Origin of the sequence: Serratia sp. CY82433 (assembly GCF_052166535.1) — a bacterium.
Lineage (GTDB): Bacteria > Pseudomonadota > Gammaproteobacteria > Enterobacterales > Enterobacteriaceae > Serratia > Serratia sarumanii.
This window is the reverse complement of sequence record NZ_JBJNOR010000006.1, coordinates 172,903-194,313: the sequence shown is the minus strand read 5'-3', so window position 1 is coordinate 194,313 and position 21,411 is coordinate 172,903. Positions and strand designations below refer to the sequence as shown.

Annotated in this window: 19 protein-coding genes; 9 read left to right on the top strand and 10 right to left on the bottom strand. The window is 59.0% G+C overall.

Going from position 1 to position 21,411, the window contains the following annotated elements:
• Positions 1-93: 93 nt before the first annotated feature.
• Entirely contained in the window at positions 94-663 is a 570-nt protein-coding gene (ppiA, locus tag ACJ8PI_RS21745) for a peptidylprolyl isomerase A (RefSeq protein ID WP_033636286.1), read from the bottom strand.
• Positions 664-1,016: 353 nt separating this feature from the next.
• Between ppiA and ACJ8PI_RS21740 the strand changes: the two genes are divergently transcribed.
• The 5 genes from ACJ8PI_RS21740 (at position 1,017) to ACJ8PI_RS21720 (ending at position 6,451) form a co-directional block, all read left to right on the top strand.
• Positions 1,017-1,355 (top strand): PTS lactose/cellobiose transporter subunit IIA, encoded by a 339-nt coding sequence (locus ACJ8PI_RS21740; protein ID WP_033638609.1) that lies wholly within the window; start codon positions 1,017-1,019, stop codon positions 1,353-1,355.
• Positions 1,352-2,659, top strand: a complete 1,308-nt coding sequence (locus tag ACJ8PI_RS21735; RefSeq protein WP_033649315.1) for a 6-phospho-beta-glucosidase — start codon at positions 1,352-1,354, stop codon at positions 2,657-2,659. Before ACJ8PI_RS21740 ends, ACJ8PI_RS21735 begins: the two co-directional genes overlap by 4 nt.
• Positions 2,660-2,732: 73 nt before the next feature.
• Positions 2,733-3,713, top strand: coding sequence for a LacI family DNA-binding transcriptional regulator (locus tag ACJ8PI_RS21730; protein ID WP_039569200.1), 981 nt, complete (start codon positions 2,733-2,735; stop codon positions 3,711-3,713).
• 191 nt (positions 3,714-3,904) lie between these two features.
• Complete coding sequence (gene tsgA, locus ACJ8PI_RS21725; protein ID WP_033636290.1) at positions 3,905-5,089, top strand: MFS transporter TsgA; 1,185 nt, start codon at positions 3,905-3,907, stop codon at positions 5,087-5,089.
• A gap of 339 nt (positions 5,090-5,428) precedes the next feature.
• Complete coding sequence (locus ACJ8PI_RS21720) at positions 5,429-6,451, top strand: YdcF family protein (protein WP_049213863.1); 1,023 nt, start codon at positions 5,429-5,431, stop codon at positions 6,449-6,451.
• A 47-nt stretch (positions 6,452-6,498) separates the two neighbouring features.
• Here the strand turns inward: ACJ8PI_RS21720 and ACJ8PI_RS21715 are convergent, their stop codons facing one another.
• Together ACJ8PI_RS21715 and ACJ8PI_RS21710 are read right to left on the bottom strand one after the other, a co-directional pair.
• Positions 6,499-8,067, bottom strand: coding sequence for a phosphodiester glycosidase family protein (locus tag ACJ8PI_RS21715; RefSeq protein ID WP_080352753.1), 1,569 nt, complete (start codon positions 8,065-8,067; stop codon positions 6,499-6,501).
• Positions 8,068-8,413: 346 nt separating this feature from the next.
• On the bottom strand, positions 8,414-9,682 hold the full coding sequence (locus ACJ8PI_RS21710) for a cytosine deaminase (protein WP_194243413.1): 1,269 nt from the start codon (positions 9,680-9,682) through the stop codon (positions 8,414-8,416).
• Between the two features lie 303 nt (positions 9,683-9,985).
• Between ACJ8PI_RS21710 and nirB the strand changes: the two genes are divergently transcribed.
• From nirB to cysG, 4 genes are read left to right on the top strand one after another with little or no spacing between them, the layout of a single operon-like run.
• Positions 9,986-12,535: a nitrite reductase large subunit NirB gene (nirB, locus tag ACJ8PI_RS21705; protein ID WP_033636292.1), complete on the top strand. Its 2,550-nt coding sequence runs from the start codon at positions 9,986-9,988 to the stop codon at positions 12,533-12,535.
• Complete coding sequence (nirD, locus tag ACJ8PI_RS21700) at positions 12,532-12,858, top strand: nitrite reductase small subunit NirD (RefSeq protein ID WP_019456155.1); 327 nt, start codon at positions 12,532-12,534, stop codon at positions 12,856-12,858. Before nirB ends, nirD begins: the two co-directional genes overlap by 4 nt.
• Before the next feature lie 16 nt (positions 12,859-12,874).
• Complete coding sequence (gene nirC, locus ACJ8PI_RS21695; RefSeq protein WP_033636294.1) at positions 12,875-13,675, top strand: nitrite transporter NirC; 801 nt, start codon at positions 12,875-12,877, stop codon at positions 13,673-13,675.
• Positions 13,676-13,725: 50 nt separating this feature from the next.
• Positions 13,726-15,129 (top strand): siroheme synthase CysG, encoded by a 1,404-nt coding sequence (cysG, locus tag ACJ8PI_RS21690; RefSeq protein ID WP_033636295.1) that lies wholly within the window; start codon positions 13,726-13,728, stop codon positions 15,127-15,129.
• A gap of 51 nt (positions 15,130-15,180) precedes the next feature.
• On the opposite strand, the gene trpS is transcribed toward cysG, so the two are convergent.
• From trpS to aroK, 7 genes are all read right to left on the bottom strand, one after another.
• On the bottom strand, positions 15,181-16,188 hold the full coding sequence (gene trpS, locus ACJ8PI_RS21685; protein WP_025304534.1) for a tryptophan--tRNA ligase: 1,008 nt from the start codon (positions 16,186-16,188) through the stop codon (positions 15,181-15,183).
• A 2-nt stretch (positions 16,189-16,190) separates the two neighbouring features.
• The gene (locus tag ACJ8PI_RS21680) at positions 16,191-16,889 is read right to left on the bottom strand and encodes a phosphoglycolate phosphatase (protein ID WP_164134761.1); all 699 of its coding nucleotides are present in this window, start codon (positions 16,887-16,889) and stop codon (positions 16,191-16,193) included.
• Positions 16,882-17,559: a ribulose-phosphate 3-epimerase gene (rpe, locus tag ACJ8PI_RS21675; RefSeq protein WP_004930320.1), complete on the bottom strand. Its 678-nt coding sequence runs from the start codon at positions 17,557-17,559 to the stop codon at positions 16,882-16,884. The genes ACJ8PI_RS21680 and rpe overlap by 8 nt, the downstream gene beginning before the upstream one ends.
• A gap of 51 nt (positions 17,560-17,610) precedes the next feature.
• Positions 17,611-18,423: an adenine-specific DNA-methyltransferase gene (gene dam, locus ACJ8PI_RS21670; RefSeq protein WP_004930319.1), complete on the bottom strand. Its 813-nt coding sequence runs from the start codon at positions 18,421-18,423 to the stop codon at positions 17,611-17,613.
• A gap of 84 nt (positions 18,424-18,507) precedes the next feature.
• The gene (locus ACJ8PI_RS21665; protein WP_033636298.1) at positions 18,508-19,518 is read right to left on the bottom strand and encodes an SPOR domain-containing protein; all 1,011 of its coding nucleotides are present in this window, start codon (positions 19,516-19,518) and stop codon (positions 18,508-18,510) included.
• A gap of 156 nt (positions 19,519-19,674) precedes the next feature.
• Positions 19,675-20,775: a 3-dehydroquinate synthase gene (aroB, locus tag ACJ8PI_RS21660; protein WP_033649322.1), complete on the bottom strand. Its 1,101-nt coding sequence runs from the start codon at positions 20,773-20,775 to the stop codon at positions 19,675-19,677.
• Between the two features lie 106 nt (positions 20,776-20,881).
• Complete coding sequence (gene aroK, locus ACJ8PI_RS21655; RefSeq protein WP_004391482.1) at positions 20,882-21,403, bottom strand: shikimate kinase AroK; 522 nt, start codon at positions 21,401-21,403, stop codon at positions 20,882-20,884.
• Positions 21,404-21,411: the final 8 nt, after the last annotated feature.

The following is a 21,411-nucleotide window of genomic DNA, read 5'->3' as shown; positions in this document are numbered from 1 at the left end:
CAGATTAGAGCATGAGGCGCGGGAGAAAACAGTGATGAAGGCAAGGCTTCGAGAGGAAGGAGCGGCCGACCCCAACGGGATCGGCCAAAAAACTTACGGCAGCACCTTGGCCGACAGAATCACCACCGGTTTGGTCGGCACATTCTGGTAAGGGCCGACGTTGCCGGTTGGCACCTGGGCAATTTTGTCCACCACGTCCATGCCTTTCACCACTTTGCCGAACACCGCGTAGCCGAAGTCACGCTGGCCGTGATCCAGGAAGGCGTTATCCGCCACGTTCAGGAAGAACTGGCTGGTGGCGCTGTCCTTGTCGGCGGTGCGCGCCATCGAGATGGTGCCGCGCAGGTTGCGCAAGCCGTTGTCGGCTTCGTTCTTGATCGGCGCCTTGGTGGATTTTTGCTGCATGTCAGCGGTGAAACCGCCGCCCTGGATCATAAAGCCCGGGATCACGCGATGGAAAATGGTGTTGTTGTAGTACCCGCTGTTCACGTAATCGACGAAGTTCTGGGTGGAAACCGGTGCCTTCTGGCTGTCGAGCGCCAACTCGATATTCCCCGCCGAGGTCGTCAGCATGACGTGGGTCTCACCGGCGGCGAGTGCGGCTGGCGCCATCGCTGTGAGGGAACACAGCGCGACGAAGGTCACTAAAGTACGTTTGAACATTAACGGGTCCTTTCTCTGAGAGACAAACAACGGAAAAGCGCTTTGATTCTAAAGAGCTGTATCGGCAAGTACCAGCCATTTACCTATATTTACCCAATTACGGGACATATCCTAGGCGGCCCTGAATTTTGCTGCGGAAAGTATGGGCGCAGAAGGCTTTTTTGCCAACCGCATCACGCATTTTTTGCCCCGCGCCGCCCTGGGTTGATTTTTGCGATCTGCCTCCCAGTTTGCACACGCATTGCCGTTACTCTATATAAATGAGAGCGCTCTCATTATAAAAAGAGCGGATACTGAAGCATCCCACGGCGGCGGCGCCGCGCAACCCCTGGAGAAATGACGTGAGTGAACTGATGACTGAAGTCAGCCCCGAGTTTGAAAGCACCATCATGGAACTGCTGGTGTTCTCCGGCAGCGCGCGCAGCAATGCGTTGACGGCGCTGCGGCAAGCGCGCGCCGGCGACTTCGCCGCCGCGGCCAAGCACATGGCTGAGTCCAAAGAGTGGGTGAAGAAAGCACACCTGATCCAGACCGAGCTGATCGGCCTGGACGAAGGCTGCGGCAAACTGGCGATCAACCTGATCACCGTGCATGCGCAGGATCATCTGATGAACGCCATGGTGATCCAGGATCTGGCCGACGACATGATCGAGCTCTATCGCCGTCAGTCGCAGACGGAGGGCCGCCCATGAGCGCACTCAAAATCGCCGTGATCGGCGGCGGCAGCAGCTACACTCCCGAGCTGGTCGATGGGCTGATCCAGCGCATTGAGGAGCTGCCGGTCACCGAGCTGGCGCTGGTGGACGTCGAACCGGGCCGGCAAAAAGTGGAAACCATCGCCGCCCTGACCCGCCGCATGCTGGCGCGCCACGGGCTGGAGCAGGTGAAGGTCAGCGTGCACTTCGCACTGGACGACGCCATTCGCGGCGCCGCCTTCGTGCTGACCCAGTTCCGCGTCGGGCAACTGCCGGCGCGCGCCGCCGACGAACGGCTGGGCCTGAAATACCAGCTGCTCGGCCAGGAGACCACCGGCGTCGGCGGCTTCGCCAAGGCGCTGCGCACCATCCCGGTGATGCTGGACATCGCTCGCCGGGTGGAAAAACTGGCGCCGGACGCCTGGATCATCAACTTCACCAACCCGGCCGGCATCGTCACCGAGGCGGTGTCCCGCTTTACCAAAGCGAAGATCATCGGCCTGTGCAACGTGCCGATCAGCATGCATCACATGATCGCCAACATGCTGCAGGCGCCTTACGCCGACGTGCAGCTGCGCTTCGCCGGCCTGAACCACATGGTCTGGGTGCATCAGGTCACGCAGCAGGGGCGCGACGTCACCGCCAAGGTGATCGACATGCTGTGCGACGGCGCGGCGCTGACCATGAACAACATCAAGGAAGAGCCCTGGCAGCCGGACTTCCTGCGCGCGCTCGGCGCCATCCCCTGCCCCTACCACCGCTATTTTTACCAGACCCGCGAGATGCTGGCGGAAGAGATGGCCGCCGCCGGCGAGCGCGGCACCCGCGCCGAGCAGGTGATGCAGGTGGAGAAAGAGCTGTTCGAGCTGTATGCCGATCCGCAGCTGAACACGAAACCGGAGCAGCTCAGCTTCCGCGGCGGTTCTTTCTATTCCGAAGTTGCGCTGGAGCTGATTCGTGCTATCCATAATAATCTCGGCACGCAATTAGTGGTCAACACCGCAAACCGCGGCGCTATCCATGGCCTGCCGGACGATGCTGTGATAGAAATCAACTGTATCGTTGATGCTCAGGGCGCGCACCCGCTGACCTTCGGCCCGCTGCCAGAGCCGATGCAGGCCCTGACGCAGCAGGTGAAAGCCTACGAACGCCTGACCATCGAGGCGGCGGTGCACGGCGATCGCCGCAGCGGGTTGCTGGCGCTGATCGCCAACCCGTTGGTGGGCAACGCCAACCTGGCGCAGCCGCTGCTGGAAGAAGTGTTGACGATAAACGCGCCGTATTTACCGCAGTTCAGGTAAGCGGCTATACGCAGCCAGACAGGGGTTCGGCGCGCCGAACCCATTTTTTTAGCCGTAATTCAGGAGTGGGACGATGGTGACACTGGAAGATGTCGCGGCGCTGGCGGGCGTTTCGCGCGCCACCGTATCGCGCGTGGTGAACGGCGACAGCAACGTCAAGGCGCCGACCCGCGAGAAGGTTGAACGCGCCGTTGCCCAGCTCGGTTACACCCCCAACCCGGCGGCCCGCGCGCTCGCCTCCAGCCACAGCAATACCCTTGGGCTGGTCACCACCTCGTACCGCGGCGGCTTTTTCGGCGCGCTGATGGACTTCGTGCAGACCGAGGCCGAATCCCACGGCAAACAGCTGCTGGTGACCCAGGGCCGCAACAGCGCCGAAAACGAATGGCAGGCGGTGCAGCGGCTATTTAGCCTGCGCTGCGACGGCGTGATCCTGCACGTGCGTTTTCTCAGCGACGATCGGCTGCGCCAATTGGCGGCGGAGCAACGTGATTTCGTGTTGCTCGATCGTCTGGTACCGGGGCTGGAAGACCGCTGCGTCACCTTCGATCACCCGCTCGCCAGCCGCATGGCGACGCAGCAGCTGCTCGATGCCGGGCACCGGCGCATCGCCTGTATCAGCGGCCCGCGTGAACGCCCGTCGAGCCGCCTGCGGCTGCAGGGGTTTGAAGAGGCGATGCAGGCGGCGAATATCGAGCCGGTGGCCTGCCTGGAGGGCGTCTACGATCTGGAAAGCGGTTACCGCTGCGCCGATCGGCTGCTGCGGCAAGCCGCGCGGCCCAGCGCCATCTACTGCTGCAACGAAGAGATGGCGATCGGCGCGCTGCTGGCGATCAACGAACACCGCCTGCGGGTGCCGCAGGATATCTCCTTGATCTGCTACGACAGCGGCGAACGCGCGCCTTTCGTGCGCCCGGCGTTGAGCAGCGTACATTTTCCCATCAGCGAGATGGCCCAATACGCGGCGCGCAGGTTGATCGACCCCGCCACCCCGGCGCACCGGTTTGAGCCGACGATCGTCAACCGTGATTCCGTTGTGACGGTACGCAAATAGGTCACAATAATGCACACCGGCCCTTCATGGGTTACATCAAAAAATCGACAGCCATCACAAAAAATCCCGTTGTCTGTGCTAGGATCCGCCCCCTGGTGGCCTGATCGGGACTTTTTTCTGCGTTTGCCAGGAAAAGCCAGCGGCCTTATGCCAGCGTTAAAACCTCTAACAGACATATTCAGGCCTATACAATGAATGACAGTAACCGCATACGGCTTACCTGGATCAGCTTCTTTTCGTACGCGCTGACCGGTGCTTTAGTGATCGTCACAGGGATGGTGATGGGAAACATTGCAGAGTACTTTAACCTGCCGGTTTCCAGCATGAGCAACACCTTTACTTTCCTCAACGCCGGTATTTTGATTTCGATCTTCCTCAATGCCTGGCTGATGGAAATCATCCCGCTGAAGCGTCAACTGATCTTCGGCTTTGTCCTGATGGTGCTGGCGGTCGCCGGGCTGATGCTCGGCAAGAGCCTGACCATGTTCTCGCTGTGCATGTTTATCCTCGGCGTGGTTAGCGGTATCACCATGTCGATCGGCACCTTCCTGATCACCCACATGTATGCCGGCCGCCAGCGTGGTTCGCGCCTGTTGTTCACCGACTCCTTCTTCAGCATGGCCGGGATGATCTTCCCGATCGTCGCCGCGATGCTGCTGGCCCGCCATATCGGCTGGTACTGGGTTTATGCCTGCATCGGCCTGCTGTACGTGGGGATCTTCGTGCTGACCCTGTGCTCCGAATTCCCGGTGCTGGGCAAGAAAGGCGCCGACGCCGGCCAGCCGGTCGAGAAAGAAAAATGGGGCATCGGCGTGCTGTTCCTGTCGATCGCCGCGCTGTGCTACATTCTCGGCCAGCTGGGCTTCATTCAGTGGGTGCCTGAGTACGCCACCAAGTCGTTCAACATGGACATCGGCCAGGCCGGTAAGCTGGTGAGCGACTTCTGGACCTCTTACATGGTCGGCATGTGGGTGTTCAGCTTCATCCTGCGCTTCTTCGATCTGCAGCGCATCGTGACCGTGCTGGCCGCACTGGCTACCGGCGCGATGTACCTGTTCGTCAGCACCGACAACCCGGAGCACCTGGGCTACTACATCATGGCCCTGGGCTTCGTTTCCAGCGCCATCTACACCACGCTGATCACCCTCGGCTCGCTGCAGACCAAGGTCTCCTCGCCGAAGCTGGTCAACTTTATCCTGACCTGCGGCACCATCGGCACCATGTTGACCTTCGTGGTTACCGGCCCGATCGTGGCGAAAGGCGGCGCGCACGCGGCGCTGACCACCGCCAACGGCCTGTATTTGGCGGTGTTCGTGATGTGCCTGCTGCTGGGCTTCGTGACCAAGCACCGCAGCCACGGCCACGTGACGCACTGATCCGCACACAGGGCTGAATTCATCGTCGTTGACTGATAATGCCCCTCTCCTTAGATAAATGCCGGCCGCTTCTACCTGGCCGGCATTTTTTATTCTCTCCTCTTTTCCATAAGCTGGGCCAACGCGCCCTGGGCCGGTGGCATAACCGAGTTTCATTTCCAATCCGCGCTGTGACGGAACATAATTAAATGGGCATTGTATAAAATGCCAACACTCCTTATATTTGAAAACTCCGATTAATGAGAAACAGCGCAGCCCTACCGGCGGCTGTTCACTTATCATTTTCACTCACTCAGCGCTCAAGCATCACCATCAAATATATATAAAGGAATATCATAAATGAAAAAGATAGTTTATGTCTTATTCTTAATGTTGATAAGCAACGCCCCCGTCTATGGTAAAAATACGTCATTCACAACGGCGTCGGCCATTAATGCGCGTAACACAACACATCAATTCCTCTTAAGTGCGAAAAACGCCTATGAGATTTATAACCTGGAAAAACTGGAAAATGCATTATCCTCGGCTCACCAGAGTGCGCCACAACGCTTGGATGTCCTATTTAGCCTGGGAAATACCTACATACTGCAAGGAGATATTCATAAGGCACTAGACGTCTATGCCAGAATAAATACCCAAACCGGTGGTGATATTGATGCGCTGACCTATCTGGTGATGTACAAACACTATCTGGGGCAACCATTTACCAATGAAATGTCAGCCCTAAAGAAAATCAGTGAGCAACGAGCAAAAGATGTGGCGACAATAATCGGTAATATCAACGAGCAATTAGCCATGCCAATAGCGGAAAAACTTCCCGCCGGCTATAACAAAAACAACCCAGCACTAATTATCACCTTGGGTTATGCATTAAAAGAAGATGGTACCATGGATAGCATCTTGATCGACCGGCTGGAAAAAACCTTAGCCATGGCTAAAATGCTGCCTGAGGCTAAAATTGTCGTAACAGGCGGCGTGCCGAAACATGATAAAAGCGAAGGCATCGAAATGAAGCAATGGCTGATTCACCAAGGCATAGATGAAAACCGGATAATTGCCGAAAACTACGCGACAGATACCGTAGAAAATTTTATTTATTCGCGTTACATCATCAAACAAGAAAAACGAAATAACATTGTCATCGTCAGTTCCGCAACCCATGTGCGCAGATGCCATGTCATTTTACAATCCCTCGCTCTGGCCAAAGGGGAACATTATGACATCACTACCGTCGCAGCCCCTGACGCCTCCGAAGAAGAAATGAAATTCGAAGGGAAACGCAAACTGGGTATCTATCGTGATGCGCTGCGCGCCTATGGATTGTATATGATTTCTGCCGCACCTGAATTCTCGCTAAACTGATAGCGTGCTCCCGGATGGGCGGCGCCATCCGGGATTCGATTCACTGCTCAGGGCTGGCTCAGCTCAATTCCCAACCAGGAAGGTACAGGGCGGGCATTGCCGTCAGGTTGTTTTATCGGCGAACACCAGGCGCCAGAGTTAGAACAACTGCTCTTGGGTAACTCGCCGCCCCCCCATTTCGCCGCGCCGTCCTTAATCACTAAGGCGGCGGAGCCGCCGCCGTCCAGTTCTATCGCTACCTTGGCCTCCAATGCCCGGAACAACGCGGTCAGATCCCCACGGTCAATGCCGTCACGGTAAGCACCGCCGTGAAAAATATAAAGACGATCCTGCTGGTTATGGTAACCCAGGGCAATCCGGGTCGTTTGGGCTGGCCCATTATCCGGCTGCCCTTCCGGACCATCATCACGCCGTGGAATCAACGAGGTACCGGAAAAGCCCACAAATTGGCCTCTCATATTAGTTAGCTTATTAGCGTAATTCGTAGCCTCTCTGCTGAAACGATCGGTATTTATTACAATATGCAACGGAACTCCAGGTTGATTCATTTCCCAAAAAAATGTGTCAACCGGCGCGGCTTTATTATGCTCATCAACAAAATGGCGCAGCCCAGGGAAATAATCACTGGTTTCTTGCTCAGGCTGTGTTGAACCACCGCTAATATTGTCATAATACATACCAAGCGGCGTTGCACAGCCATTACTCAGCCAGGTAGTACCGTTTCTTTGCGCCCTGATATCAAAATAATTAACGTTTAGCACAATGTCAGGGAAAGCTAACCGCCCCCATGCGCCAACCGGATAATAAATTTCAGATGATTGCCGCCTCCCGTCATCCGTTACCGCATTGTTATTCATCTCACAGCGCAACGACGTCCTTTTTTTCATATCCAGAAGCAATGACGGCACTCGTTTTCTCACATCAGGAATCACCAACAACACGCCATTTTGATTATTGGCATAATATCTATCAACGTTTGAGCGCATGGGTATTTGATGGTCTTTATCAAAAATATAAGCAAACGGTTCATCTTTATGCTTCTCTATTTCATCATTTAGCTTCATTAAGGTTTCAGCACCATCAGGGTCGATGTTTACTTCCTTACTTAAACGAACATAGATATCATTAGCGCTGCCTATTTTATCAGCATGTACGGTCGCGTTGAGCGTAAACGTATATCTCCCAGACCTTGGTGTTGGTATCACCTTGACGAAGCGCTTATCTCTGCCAAATCCATATAACTGAAAGAGCTGCTGACTTTCTCTCCCTGTTTCATCATGTTTTATCCCGACCAGCATGCTCAGTTTATAAGGATCTTCCCAGTCATACCAAAAGCCCGAACTATAATCCTGATACTTGTTCACCCATAAAATTAAAACCATCTTCCCATCGACATACTTTTCGCACATCGTGAACATGGCATACCTATCTCTGTTAGCCGAATACTTCTCCGTGGCACGTTCATCGCAATTGGGATCCTGAATATTTATATCATCAAATTCATTGGTCGGATCCGTAACGCTACCTTCACCGGTCAACGCCGCATAGCATGCCCCGCTATAAACCAGAAAACCAAACAATGCTATTCGGCGGAAAGATAACATTAAACCTTGCATATCAGACACCAATAAAGTTAACAATCAATCACAAACAACTAGATTAAAACCTTATAAATATCCACAAATTAAAGTGAAACAATAAAAATAATTGATTAAGATCAATATCAACACTTTATTATCCAACAATGTGAAGATATAGGCTATAAATAGCCGAAGCGTGGCATTTCGTGATAAAGAACAATGCATATAGAATTATTTCAATGAATGATTGTTAGATATTCAAATTATAAAGAGAGTTCTTAATCGACCGATCAATAATGTACACCGCGTTGCCGGAATTATCGTGAGAGAACGGCCCACAACATACAATGTTCACCATTATTGTCGCGGGCAAAAGAACTGGCTAACGCCGAAAATCCACCGTTTCATCCTGCTGCAGATGCAGCGTGGTTTCCGCCGGCCGCGTTTCGGCGATCACCGCCCCCTGGCGAATCGAGTAGCGCACCGGCGTCTGGCGGCGCACCGCGTCAAAGCCGCTTTCCGCCGGCAGGATCACCAGGTTGGCGCTGTTGCCGGCCGCCAGGCCGTAGTCGCTCAGGTTAAGGGTGCGCGCGCTGTGGCTGGTGATCAGCTTCAGCCCGTCGTCGATCTGGCCATAGCCCATCAGCTGGCACACGTGCAGCCCCATATGCAGCACCTGCAGCATGTTGGCGGTGCCGAGCGGATACCAAGGATCGAACACGTCGTCGTGGCCGAAGCAGACGTTGATCTGCGCCTCCAGCATCTCCTTCACCCGCGTTACGCCGCGCCGTTTCGGGTAGCTGTCGAAACGGCCCTGCAGGTGAATGTTCACCAGCGGATTGGCGACGAAGTTGATGCCGGACATTTTCAGCAGGCGGAACAGCCGCGAGGCGTAAGCGCCGTTGTAAGAGTGCATCGCCGTGGTGTGGCTGGCGGTGACTTTCTCCCCCATCTCCAGCTTCAGCGCCAGCGCCGCCACGGTCTCGACGAAGCGCGATTGCTCGTCGTCGATCTCATCGCAGTGCACGTCCACCAGCCGATCGTATTTTTGCGCCAGCGCAAACGCCTTATGCAGCGACTCCACGCCGTACTCGCGGGTGAATTCGAAATGCGGAATGGCGCCCACCACGTCGGCCCCCAGCCGCAGCGCCTCTTCAAGCAGCGCTTCGCCGTTGGGGTAGGAAAGGATCCCCTCCTGCGGGAAGGCGACAATCTGCAGCGTCACCCAGGGCGCCACCTCCTGTTTCACCTCCAGCATGGCGCGCAGCGCGGTCAGCGTGGGATCGGAAACGTCGACGTGGGTGCGCACATACTGCACGCCGTTGGCGATCTGCCACTTGAGCGTTTGCCAGGCGCGCTGTTTGACGTCTTCATGGGTCAGCAACGCTTTGCGTTCGGCCCAGCGCTCAATGCCCTCGAACAGCGTGCCGGACTGGTTCCAGGCCGGCTGACCGGCGGTTTGCGTGGTATCCAGGTGAATATGCGGTTCGACGAACGCCGGCAGCGCCAGCCCGCCCTGCGCATCCAACACGTCGCTGCGCCACTCCTGCCCTTCCGGCTGCGGCACCAGATGCGCGATGCGCCCCTGCTCAATCGCCAGTTGCCACAATCCTTCATGCCCGCTCAAACGCAGGTTATCGATAAACTTCAATGGACGTTTCGCCACCCTTCACCTCTGCCGTTGCGCTGGTTTTCTTCATCATACTGGCAGCGGATCGCGCTGACAAAGTCACCGTTGCCTGCCTACCCCCTGTGTTTACTCCCTGCGGGGTAGTTTGCATGCAAACTGACTCGCTTCAGCTAAAGGTGAATAAAATCCGCAACTTATCAAAAAACGTGAAAAATCATCCATATACCACGTTAGAGGTATATGAGGGTGTGATTGATTTGCATCAATAAATTGCCCATTGGGAGAGATAAGGTAAGCCTAGGAAACCAGAATTTTGAGGCAATAATGAGCAGAGTCAAACTTGCCGTCGTCGGCAATGGCATGGTCGGCCACCGGTTCATCGAAGATCTGTTGGATAAAGCAGACAAAGACCAGTTCGAAATCACCGTATTTTGCGAAGAGCCACGCATCGCTTACGATCGCGTGCACCTCTCTTCCTACTTCTCGCACCACACCGCCGAAGAGCTGTCGCTGGTGCGCGAAGGCTTTTACGAAAAACACGGCGTGAAGGTGCTGGTCGGCGAGCGCGCCATCACCATCAATCGCGACGAGAAGGTCATCCACTCCAACACCGGCCGCACCGTCTATTACGACAAGCTGATCATGGCCACCGGTTCCTATCCGTGGATCCCGCCGATTAAAGGTTCGGATAGCCAAGACTGCTTCGTTTACCGCACCATCGAAGACCTGAACGCCATCGAAGCCTGCGCGCGCCGCAGCAAACGCGGTGCGGTGGTCGGCGGCGGGCTGTTGGGGCTGGAAGCCGCCGGCGCGCTGAAAAGCCTGGGGGTGGAAACGCACGTGATCGAGTTCGCCCCGATGCTGATGGCCGAACAGCTCGACCCGATGGGCGGTGACCAGCTGCGCCGCAAGATCGAGCGCATGGGCGTCAAGGTACACACCGGCAAAAATACCCAGGAGATCGTCAACGGCGGCGGCACCGCGCGCAAAACCATGCATTTCGCCGACGGCAGCCTGCTGGAAGTGGATTTCATCGTGTTCTCCACCGGCATCCGCGCCCAGGACAAGCTGGCGCGCCAGTGCGGGCTGGAGATTGGCCGCCGCGGCGGCATCGCCATCAACGACAGCTGCCAGACGTCGGATCCGGACGTCTACGCCATCGGTGAGTGCGCCGCCTGGCGCGATCGCACCTTCGGCCTGGTGGCGCCGGGTTACAAAATGGCGCAGGTGGCCGTCGATCACCTGCTGGGCCGCGAAAACGGCTTCCAGGGCGCCGACATGAGCGCCAAGCTGAAGCTGCTGGGCGTGGACGTCGGCGGCATCGGCGATGCCCACGGCCGCACCGAGGGCGCCCGCAGCTACGTTTATCTGGATGAAAGCAAAGAAGTCTACAAACGCATCGTGGTCAGCGCCGACAACAAAACCCTGCTCGGCGCGGTGCTGGTGGGCGACACCAGCGACTACGGCAACCTGCTGCAGCTGGCGTTGAACGGCATCGAGCTGCCGGAAAACCCGGACGGCCTGATCCTGCCGGCCCATGCGGGCAGCAAACCGGCCATCGGCGTGGATTCGCTGCCGGAAAGCGCGCAGATCTGCTCCTGCTTCGACGTCAGCAAAGGCGACATCATCCAGGCGGTCAACAAAGGCTGCCACACCGTGGCGGCGCTGAAGGCCGAAACCAAGGCCGGCACCGGCTGCGGCGGCTGCATCCCGCTGCTCACCCAGGTGTTGAACGCCGAGCTGAGCAAGCAAGGCATCGAGGTCAACCATCACCTGTGCGAACACTTCGCCTACTCGCGCCAGGAGCTGTTCCACCTGATCCGCGTCGAAGGCATCAAGTCGTTCGAGGCGCTGCTGGCCAAATACGGCAAAGGCTACGGCTGCGAAGTGTGTAAGCCGACCGTCGGCTCGCTGCTGGCTTCTTGCTGGAACGAATACATCCTCAAGCCGCAGCATACGCCGCTGCAGGATACCAACGACAACTTCCTCGGCAATATCCAGAAAGACGGCACCTACTCGGTGATCCCGCGCTCCGCCGGCGGCGAAATCACCCCGGACGGCCTGCTGGCCATCGGCCAGATCGCCAAGGAGTATAACCTCTACACCAAAATGACCGGTTCGCAGCGCATCGGCATGTTCGGCGCGCAGAAAGACGATCTGCCGGCCATCTGGCGCAAGCTGCTCGCCGCCGGCTTTGAAACCGGCCACGCGTATGCCAAGGCGCTGCGCATGGCGAAAACCTGCGTCGGCAGCACCTGGTGCCGCTACGGTGTCGGCGACAGCGTCGGCTTCGGCGTCACGCTGGAGCATCGCTACAAAGGTATCCGCACCCCGCACAAAATGAAGTTCGGCGTCTCGGGCTGTACCCGTGAATGCGCCGAAGCGCAGGGCAAGGACGTTGGCATCATCGCCACCGAGAACGGCTGGAACCTATATGTCTGCGGCAACGGCGGCATGAAACCGCGCCACGCCGATCTGCTGGCCGCCGACCTCGATCGCGAGACCCTGGTGCGCTACCTCGACCGCTTCATGATGTTCTATATCCGCACCGCCGATAAGCTGCAGCGCACCTCGGTGTGGCTGGAGAGCCTGGAAGGCGGCATCGATTACCTGCGCAAGGTGATCATCGACGACAAGCTCGGCATCAACGACCAGCTGGAAGCGGAGATCGCCCGCCTGCGCGATGCGGTGATCTGCGAGTGGAAAGAGACCGTCGAGCACCCGGAAACGCAGCTGCGCTTCGCCCACTTCGTCAACAGCCCGCTGCGCGATCCGAACGTGCAGGTGGTGGCCGAACGCGACCAGCACCGCCCGGCGCGCCCTGACGAGCGCATTCCCGTCACCCTGATCGATACCGAGGAGAGCCACGCATGAGCCAGTGGATTACCGTTTGTCCCGTCGCCGACATTCTGCCCGGCACCGGCGTGTGCGCCCTGATCGGCGATCGGCAGGTGGCGGTGTTCCGCCCCTATGCCGACGAGCAGGTGTTTGCCATCAGCAATATCGACCCGTTCGCCCAGGCCAGCGTGCTGTCGCGCGGCCTGATCGCCGAGCATCAGGGCGAACTGTGGGTCGCCAGCCCGCTGAAGAAACAGCATTTCCGCCTGTACGACGGCCACTGTCTGGAAGACGACAGCCGTTCCGTCGCCAGCTTCGCCAGCCGGGTGGTCGACGGCATCGTGCAAGTCGCGGCATAACCTTTCGGGAGGCAACATGTTTACCGACACGATCAACAAATGCGCCGCCAACGCGGCGCGCATCGTCCGCCTGGCGAAGGAGAGCCCGCTCGGCTTTTGGATCAGCTCGGCGATGGCGGGCGCCTACGTCGGCCTCGGCATCATCCTGATCTTCACCCTCGGCAACCTGGTCGACCCAAGCGTGCGGCCGCTGGTGATGGGCGCCACCTTCGGCATCGCTCTGACGCTGGTGATCATCGCCGGTTCCGAGCTGTTCACCGGCCATACGATGTTCCTGACGCTCGGCGTCAAGGCCGGCACCATCCGCCAGAGCCAGATGTGGGCGGTGCTGCCGCAAACCTGGCTCGGCAACCTGCTCGGCTCGGTGCTGGTGGCGCTGATGTATTACTACGGCGGCGGCAGCCTGCTGCCGGTGGATACCAGCCTGGTGCACAGCGCCGCGCTGGCGAAAACCACCGCGCCGGCCGAGGTGCTGTTCTTCAAGGGCGTATTGTGCAACTGGCTGGTCTGCCTGGCGATTTGGATGGCGATCCGCGTCGAAGGCGCCGCCAAATTCATCGCCATCTGGTGGTGCCTGCTGGCCTTTATCGCCTCGGGTTACGAACACTCCGTCGCCAACATGACGCTGTTCGCCCTCTCCTGGTTCGGCAACCACAGCGAGGCCTACACCCTCGCCGGCATTGGCCACAACCTGCTGTGGGTGACGCTGGGCAACATCCTGTCCGGCTCGGTGCTGATGGGCCTGGGGTATTGGTACGCTACGCCGCGCGCCGAACGCCCGCAGGCGGCGAAAGCCGCCGCACGTCAGACCGCCTGAGTTTTCGGGGGCGCATTTCGCCCCCACACTGATTACCCCGAGGAGTGCCGATGGACTACCTGCCGATTTTCTGCCAACTGCAACATAAAGCCTGCCTGCTGGTGGGCGGCGGCGAGATCGCCGAACGCAAGGCGCGCCTGCTGCTGGACGCCGGCGCGGCGCTGACCGTCAACGCCCTGGCATTCAGCCCCCAGTTCCACCACTGGGCTGAGGAAGGCCTGCTGACGCTGGCCGAGGGCGAATTCAGCCCGGCCCTGCTGGCGGAAAAATGGCTGGTGATCGCCGCTACCGACCGGCTGGAAGTCAACGCACTGGTGTATCAGTGCGCCAACCAGCAGCGGGTGTTCTGCAACGTGGTGGACGATCCAAAACGCGCCAGCTTTATCATGCCGTCGATCATCGACCGTTCGCCGATCATGGTGGCGGTGTCCTCCGGCGGCAAAGCGCCGGTGCTGGCGCGGCTGCTGCGCGAGAAGCTGGAAGCGATGCTGCCGCAGCACCTCGGCAAGCTGGCCCAGCTGGGCGGCTCGCTGCGGCAGCGGGTAAAACAACGCTTCAGCAGCCTCGGCGCGCGTCGTCGCTTCTGGGAACGGTTATTCGCCCACGATCGGCTGGCGCAGTCGCTGGCCAACGACGACGCCGCGCTGGCCGAACGCCAGCTCGAGCAGCTGTTCAGCGAACGGCCGGAAGATCGCGGTGAAGTGGTGCTGGTGGGCGCCGGGCCGGGCGATGCCGGCTTGCTGACGCTGAAAGGGCTGCAGCAGATCCAGCAGGCCGACGTGGTGGTTTATGACCGGCTGGTCTCCGAAGAGATCATGACGCTGGTGCGCCGCGACGCCGAACGCATCTTCGTCGGCAAACGCGCCGGCCACCACTGCGTGCCGCAAGAGCAAATCAACCAAATCCTGCTGCAGCAGGCGCTGCAAGGCAAACGCGTGGTGCGCCTGAAGGGCGGCGATCCCTTTATCTTCGGCCGCGGCGGCGAAGAGCTGGAGACGCTGGCGGACGCCAACGTGCCGTTCTCGGTGGTGCCGGGCATTACCGCCGCCTCCGGCTGTTCCGCCTACAGCGGCATCCCGCTCACCCATCGCGACCATGCGCAGAGCGTGCGCCTGGTGACCGGCCACGCCAAGGCCGACGGCGGATTGGACTGGGCGACGCTGGCCGCCGGGCAGCAGACGCTGGTGTTCTATATGGGGCTAACGCAGGCAGCGGAGATCCAGCGCCAGCTGATCGCACACGGCTTGCCGGCCGCCACACCGGTAGCGCTGGTGGAAAACGGCACGTCCTGCCGCCAGCGGGTGATCGAAGGCGAGCTCGGCCAACTGGGCGCCTTGTCCCTGCAGGCCGCCAGCCCCAGCCTGATCATCGTCGGCAGCGTGGTCAGCCTGCGCAGCAAGCTCAATTGGTTCGCCAGCGAGGAACCGCCCGCCGGCCTGGCGCAAATGGCGTGATACCGACGTAAAAAAAGCGGCCTTTGGCCGCTTTTTCTATTCGCGCCGGCGTTACGCCTGCGGCGGTACGAAACCGACGGCCTGATAGACCTTCGCCAGGGTTTCCTGCGCGCGCGCGCGGGCCTTGGCGGCGCCGTCGCGCATCACCTGCTGCAGATAGGCTTCGTCGTTGCGGAAGCGGTGGTAGCGCTCCTGCAGCTCACCCAGCATGCCGGAGACGGCTTCCGCCACCGCGCCTTTCAGGTGGCCGTACATCTGGCCTTCGAACTCGGCTTCCAGCTGCGCGATGCTCTTGCCGGTCACGCCGGCGAGGATATCCAGCAGGTTGGAGACGCCCGCCTTGTTGACCACGTCGTAACGCACGACAGGCGGCTCTTCCGAGTCGGTCATTGCGCGTTTGATCTTCTTGGTCACCGCTTTCGGATCTTCCAGCAGGCCGATCACGTTGTTGCGGTTGTCGTCCGACTTGGACATCTTCTTGGTCGGCTCCTGCAGCGACATGACGCGCGCGCCGGATTTAGGAATGAACGGCTCCGGCACTTTGAACACGTCGCCGTACAGCGCGTTAAAACGCTGGCCTACGTCGCGGCTCAGTTCCAGGTGCTGTTTCTGGTCTTCGCCCACCGGCACCTGATTGGTTTGATACAGCAGGATATCGGCCGCCATCAGCACCGGATAGCTGAACAGCCCGGCGTTGATGTTCTCCGCGTAGCGCGCGGATTTGTCCTTGAACTGCGTCATGCGGCTCAGTTCGCCGAAATAGGTGTAACAGTTCAGCACCCAGCTCAGCTGCGTGTGCTCAGGCACGTGCGACTGCACGAAGATGGTGCTTTTTTCCGGATCGATACCGCAGGCCAGGTACAGCGCCAGCGTATCCAGCGTGGCCTTGCGCAGCTTCTCGGCGTCCTGGCGCACGGTGATGGCATGCAGATCGACGATGCAGTAGATGCAGTCGTAGTCGTCCTGCATCTGCACCCACTGCCGCAGCGCACCCATGTAGTTGCCGATGGTCAGTTCGCCGGACGGCTGCGCGCCGCTAAATACGATGGGCTTACTCATGTTTAAATTTCCTGATTCTCTAAAGATGACAGCCCAAGAGCGGGCAACAAATCGGCGAAGCACTCCAACACCCGATCGGGGTGGCTCAGGGCGATCGATTCGCCGTAGTTATAACCGTAGGTAAAGCCGACGCTCGGGCAACCGGCACCCTGCGCGGCTTGAATATCGTTGCGGGAGTCGCCGACGAACAGCAGTTCATGCGCCCGCAGCCCAAGCTTGCCGAGCACCAGGTACAGCGGCGCCGGATGCGGTTTCTTTTCCGTCACGTCGTCGCCGCCGATCACCAGCGAGAAATAGTCGCCAATGCCCAGCGCCGCCAGCAGCGGTGCCACGAACGGCGTCGGCTTGTTGGTCACCAATGCCATCGGGTAACCGTGCGCGGCCAGCCGGGCCAGCGTCTCTTGCACCTGCGGGAACAGGCGGCTGCCGCTGTCGACGGTCTGCGCGTAGAAATGGTCGAAGCGTTCACGCAGCCGGCTGCACTGCTCCGGCGTGCCTTCCGCTTCCGCCCAGCGCAGCGCGCGTTGCACCAGCACGTCGGCGCCGTTGCCGATCCAGGTGCCGACCCGTTCTTCACCCGCTTGCGGCAGGCCCGTCTCTTCCAGCGCCATATCGATGGCGGCTGCCAGACCCGGCGCGCTGTCGACCAGCGTGCCGTCCAGATCGAAGGCCAATGCGCGGATCGCGCCGAAATCAGCCATGGGTAACCTTCGCCAGCTCGCTGCGCATCTCGTCGATCACCTTGCGGTAGTCCGGCTGGCCAAAGATGGCGGAACCGGCGACGAACATATCGGCGCCCGCGGCGGCGATTTCGGCGATGTTGTCCACCTTCACCCCGCCGTCGACTTCCAGGCGGATATCGCGGCCGCTGTCGTCAATCAGCTTGCGCACCTGGCGCAGCTTGTCCAGAGTGCCGTGAATGAACGACTGGCCACCGAAGCCCGGGTTAACCGACATCAGCAGGATCACGTCGATTTTATCCATCACGTAATCGAGGTAGCTCAGCGGCGTGGCCGGGTTGAACACCAGGCCGGCTTTACAGCCGTGCTCTTTGATCAGCTGAATGGTGCGATCGACATGCTCGGAAGCTTCGGGGTGGAAAGAGATATAAGACGCGCCGGCCTTGGCGAAATCAGGCACGATGCGATCCACCGGCTTGACCATCAGGTGCACGTCAATCGGTGCGGTAATGCCGTAGTTGCGCAGCGCTTCGCACACCATCGGGCCGATGGTCAGATTGGGCACGTAGTGGTTGTCCATCACGTCGAAGTGCACCACGTCGCCGCCTGCGGCCAGCACGTTGGCGGTATCTTCACCTAACCGGGCAAAATCTGCCGACAGAATGGACGGGGCAATCAAAAACTTTTTCATCCGCTTCTCCAAACGTAGGGTCGAGTTGTTATGCGCCGGGGTGCCCCCGGCTTAGCGATACAGCGCCAAAAGCTCGTTCACTTTGCTGCGGCCGAGAATGTTGCGGCTGATCGTGCGGCGCGCTTTCACCACATACAGCGCGGCATGCTGGTACCAGTCGCGCGTCAGCTCGGTATCGTGATTGGAGATCAATACCGGTACCTGGCTCTCTACCGAGAGCTGGTGCGCCAGATGCGCCAGGCTCTGCTGATCGGCGATGCTGAAGCTGTTGGTGTGGTAGGCGGTGAAATTCGCCGTCGCCGACAGCGGCGCATAAGGCGGATCGCAATACACCACGGCGCCGGCCACGGCCTTCGCCATGGTATCGCGGTAATGCTCGCAGACAAAAGTGGCATTGCGCGATTTTTCGGCAAACCAGTAGAGCTCTTCTTCCGGGAAGTACGGTTTCTTGTACCGGCCAAACGGCACGTTGAACTCGCCGCGCAGGTTATAGCGGCACAGGCCGTTATAGCAGTGGCGGTTCAGGTACAGGAACAGCAGCGCCCGGCGGTAAGGCTCGGTGCTAGTATTGAACTCTTCTCGCAGCAGGTAAAACTGATCCGAGTTATTGAATTCATCGGCGAAAAGCGTGCGGGCATCGCGCACGAAGTCATCCGTGCGCAGCTTAACGATGTTATACAGGTTGATAAGATCGCTATTGATGTCGGCGAGAATGTAGGCGTCGTAATCCGTATTCAGAAAGACGGATCCCGCACCCACGAAGGGCTCGATTAAGCAGTCTCCCGCCGGCAGATGGCGACGAATCTCATCTACCAGCGGGTATTTTCCACCAGCCCATTTTAAAAAAGCGCGGTTTTTCTTCATGCCGTCAATTAGCTACTTATACAATTCAGAGCGGCGGATTGTACTCTGTTTCAGACAGCACATCAGCGCACAAATTTAAATGATTTATTTTTTAAGATCTTGCTGCACTTGGTGTACAGGTCGGACCCACGGTTTTTTCGCCTGCACATCCGCCGGCAACGAAGCAATGGCGCGCTTCGCTTCTGCGGAAGACGCATAGTTGCCGCTTACCAGCACGTACCACGGTTTGCCGTCACGCTTGGTGGCGTACACCAGGTAGTTCTGCAGCTTCTGCTGTTTGGCGTAGGCGTTCAGCGTATCGGAACGCGAAGCGCTGCTCAGCTGCAAGGTATAATGGCTGCCTGGCGCAGACTGCAGCGAACTGCCGCTGCTGGCGACCGCTCCCGCTTTCGCGGTAGAAGACGGCTTGGCAGGCGGCGTATACACCGTGGTCGGTGATTTATGCTGCGTCGCGCTCGGCTTGGCGGCGGTTTTCGCCGGCGTTTTATGCTGTTGCTGCGCGGTGCCCTGCACAGGGCGAGTCGTTTCGCGCGCCGCGGCGCCGCTCATCACCGTCGCCGGTGCGGTCGGCAGCGTCGAGGCTGCGCCGGTCATGCCCTGGGTCGCGGCATCCACCTGCCCTTGCTGCTGCGACAGCGCATCCGCCATGTTGCCAGGCAGATCGACGCGCTGCTGCGCACCGCCCTGCTGAGGCTGAGTTTGCGCTTCGGTCGGCGTGCCGGAGATCGGCGGAACGCTGACGTTCTGCGGTTGCTGCGGCTGAGTCGCGCTCACGCCGTTGTTGTCATGGGTATCCGTGGTGCCGCCCGGCACGCCGTTATTGGCGGTGGTCAGCGACGAAGAACCGGACAGGTTGATATCGCGGGCCGCGCCGTTTTGCGCGCCGCTATCCTGAGCCGCTTCATGCTTGGTCGGCGCCTTCAAGGCGGAACCGATGCCGATAATCAGCAGCAACAGCACCAAAATGCCGATGCCGATCATCAAATGCTGGCGCGAAACGGCGAAGCGCGGCGCGGCGGCCGGCTTGCGCGAACGCGTAGGACGACGATCGCTGCTATCAGGTCTGAGATCGTCTTCCGGTTTAAACTCGTCCATCTGAAACCCTCCAACTAGAGGCAAAAGCCCACCACCGTAGACCTACCGTGGCACGGGCAGATTAACCCGATGATGGCAAAGCGACACCCGTCGTGCTCTGCTCACTGTATTAATATAGATGCAAATGGCGGCTAAGCCACTGTTACTTAGTCCGATTTAATTACGCTGCTGCTCAGGCAGGCAGGCGGCGATCGACGCCAACACCAGCTCATGCCCTACGCCGCCGCGCACTTCCGCCGCACCTATCGCGGTCGGCAGCACCAGACGCAATTCACCCGCCAACACTTTCTTGTCGCGCAGCATGTGCGGCAGATAGGATTCCGGCGTCATTTCCTGCGGCCCGCAGACCGGCAAGCCGGCCCGCAGCAGCAGCGCTTTGATGCGTTCGATATCTTCAACCGAGAACTGGCCGAGACGGTGCGCGGTTTCCGCCGCCATCACCATGCCCGCAGCCACCGCTTCGCCGTGCAGCCATACGCCGTAGCCCATTTCGGCTTCGATGGCGTGGCCGTAAGTATGGCCCAGATTCAGCAAGGCGCGCAGGCCGCTTTCGCGTTCGTCGGCGGCCACGACCTCGGCCTTCAGCTCGCAGCAGCGGCGGATACAGTACGCCAACGCCTGCATATCCAGCGCCATCAGCGCATCGATGTTGTTTTCCAACCAGACGAAGAACTCGCGATCGAGGATGATCCCGTATTTGATGACTTCAGCCAGGCCGGAAGAGAGTTCACGCGTCGGCAACGTTTTCAGGCAATCCAGATCAACCACCACCGAAGCGGGTTGATAGAAAGCGCCGATCATATTTTTGCCGAGCGGGTGGTTGACGGCGGTTTTGCCGCCTACGGAGGAGTCCACCTGCGACAACAGCGTGGTGGGAACCTGAATAAAGCGCACGCCGCGTTGGTAGCACGCGGCGGCGAAGCCGGTCAGATCGCCGACCACGCCCCCGCCGAGGGCGATCAGCGTGGTATCGCGCCCGTGCGGTTTTTCAAGCAGCGCCGAAAACACCTGCTCCAACACCGCCAGAGATTTGTACTGTTCACCATCGGGAAGGATCACCTGATCCACCACGACGCCCCCCTGCTCCAGCACCTGCCGGACACGCTCCAGATAAAGCGGCGCCAGGGTCTGGTTGGTGACCAACATCGCTTGCTCACCCGCCTTCAACGGCATAAAAGAAGCCGGATCGTTAAACAATCCGGCGGCGATGGTAATCGGGTAGCTGCGCTCCCCAAGCGTTACAGTAATTCTCTCCATGTCGCGCTCAGTTCTCTGTATGGTGCGGCGGTGGTTGATCCCCGCAACAGCGGGGAACACAAATCAGTTTTCCGCATTGGCCGACGGCGAACGCGAAAATCGGCAATCAGTTGCTTTCCAGCATGTTGATGATCTGGTTGGCAACCACTTTAGCGCTCTGATCGTCGGTGCGGATGGTGACATCGGCAATCTCTTCATACAACGGATTGCGCTCTTTCGCCAAGGCTTCCAGCACTTCACGCGGCGGAGAATCAACCTGCAGCAGCGGGCGTTTTTTATCACGCTGGGTACGAGCCAGCTGCTTCTCGATCGTGGTTTCCAGATAGACCACCACGCCGCGCGCGGACAGACGGTTGCGCGTTTCGCGCGACTTCACCGAACCGCCGCCGGTCGCCAACACAATCCCTTGTTTTTCCGTCAGTTCATTAATGACTTTTTCTTCACGATCGCGGAAACCTTCTTCCCCTTCCACGTCGAATACCCAGCCCACGTCAGCTCCGGTACGTCGCTCAATTTCTTGATCGGAGTCGAAGAACTCCATATTGAGTTGCTGAGCTAACTGACGGCCAATAGTGCTTTTGCCGGCACCCATAGGCCCAACCAGAAAGATATTGCGTTTCTCTGCCATGTTTTTCG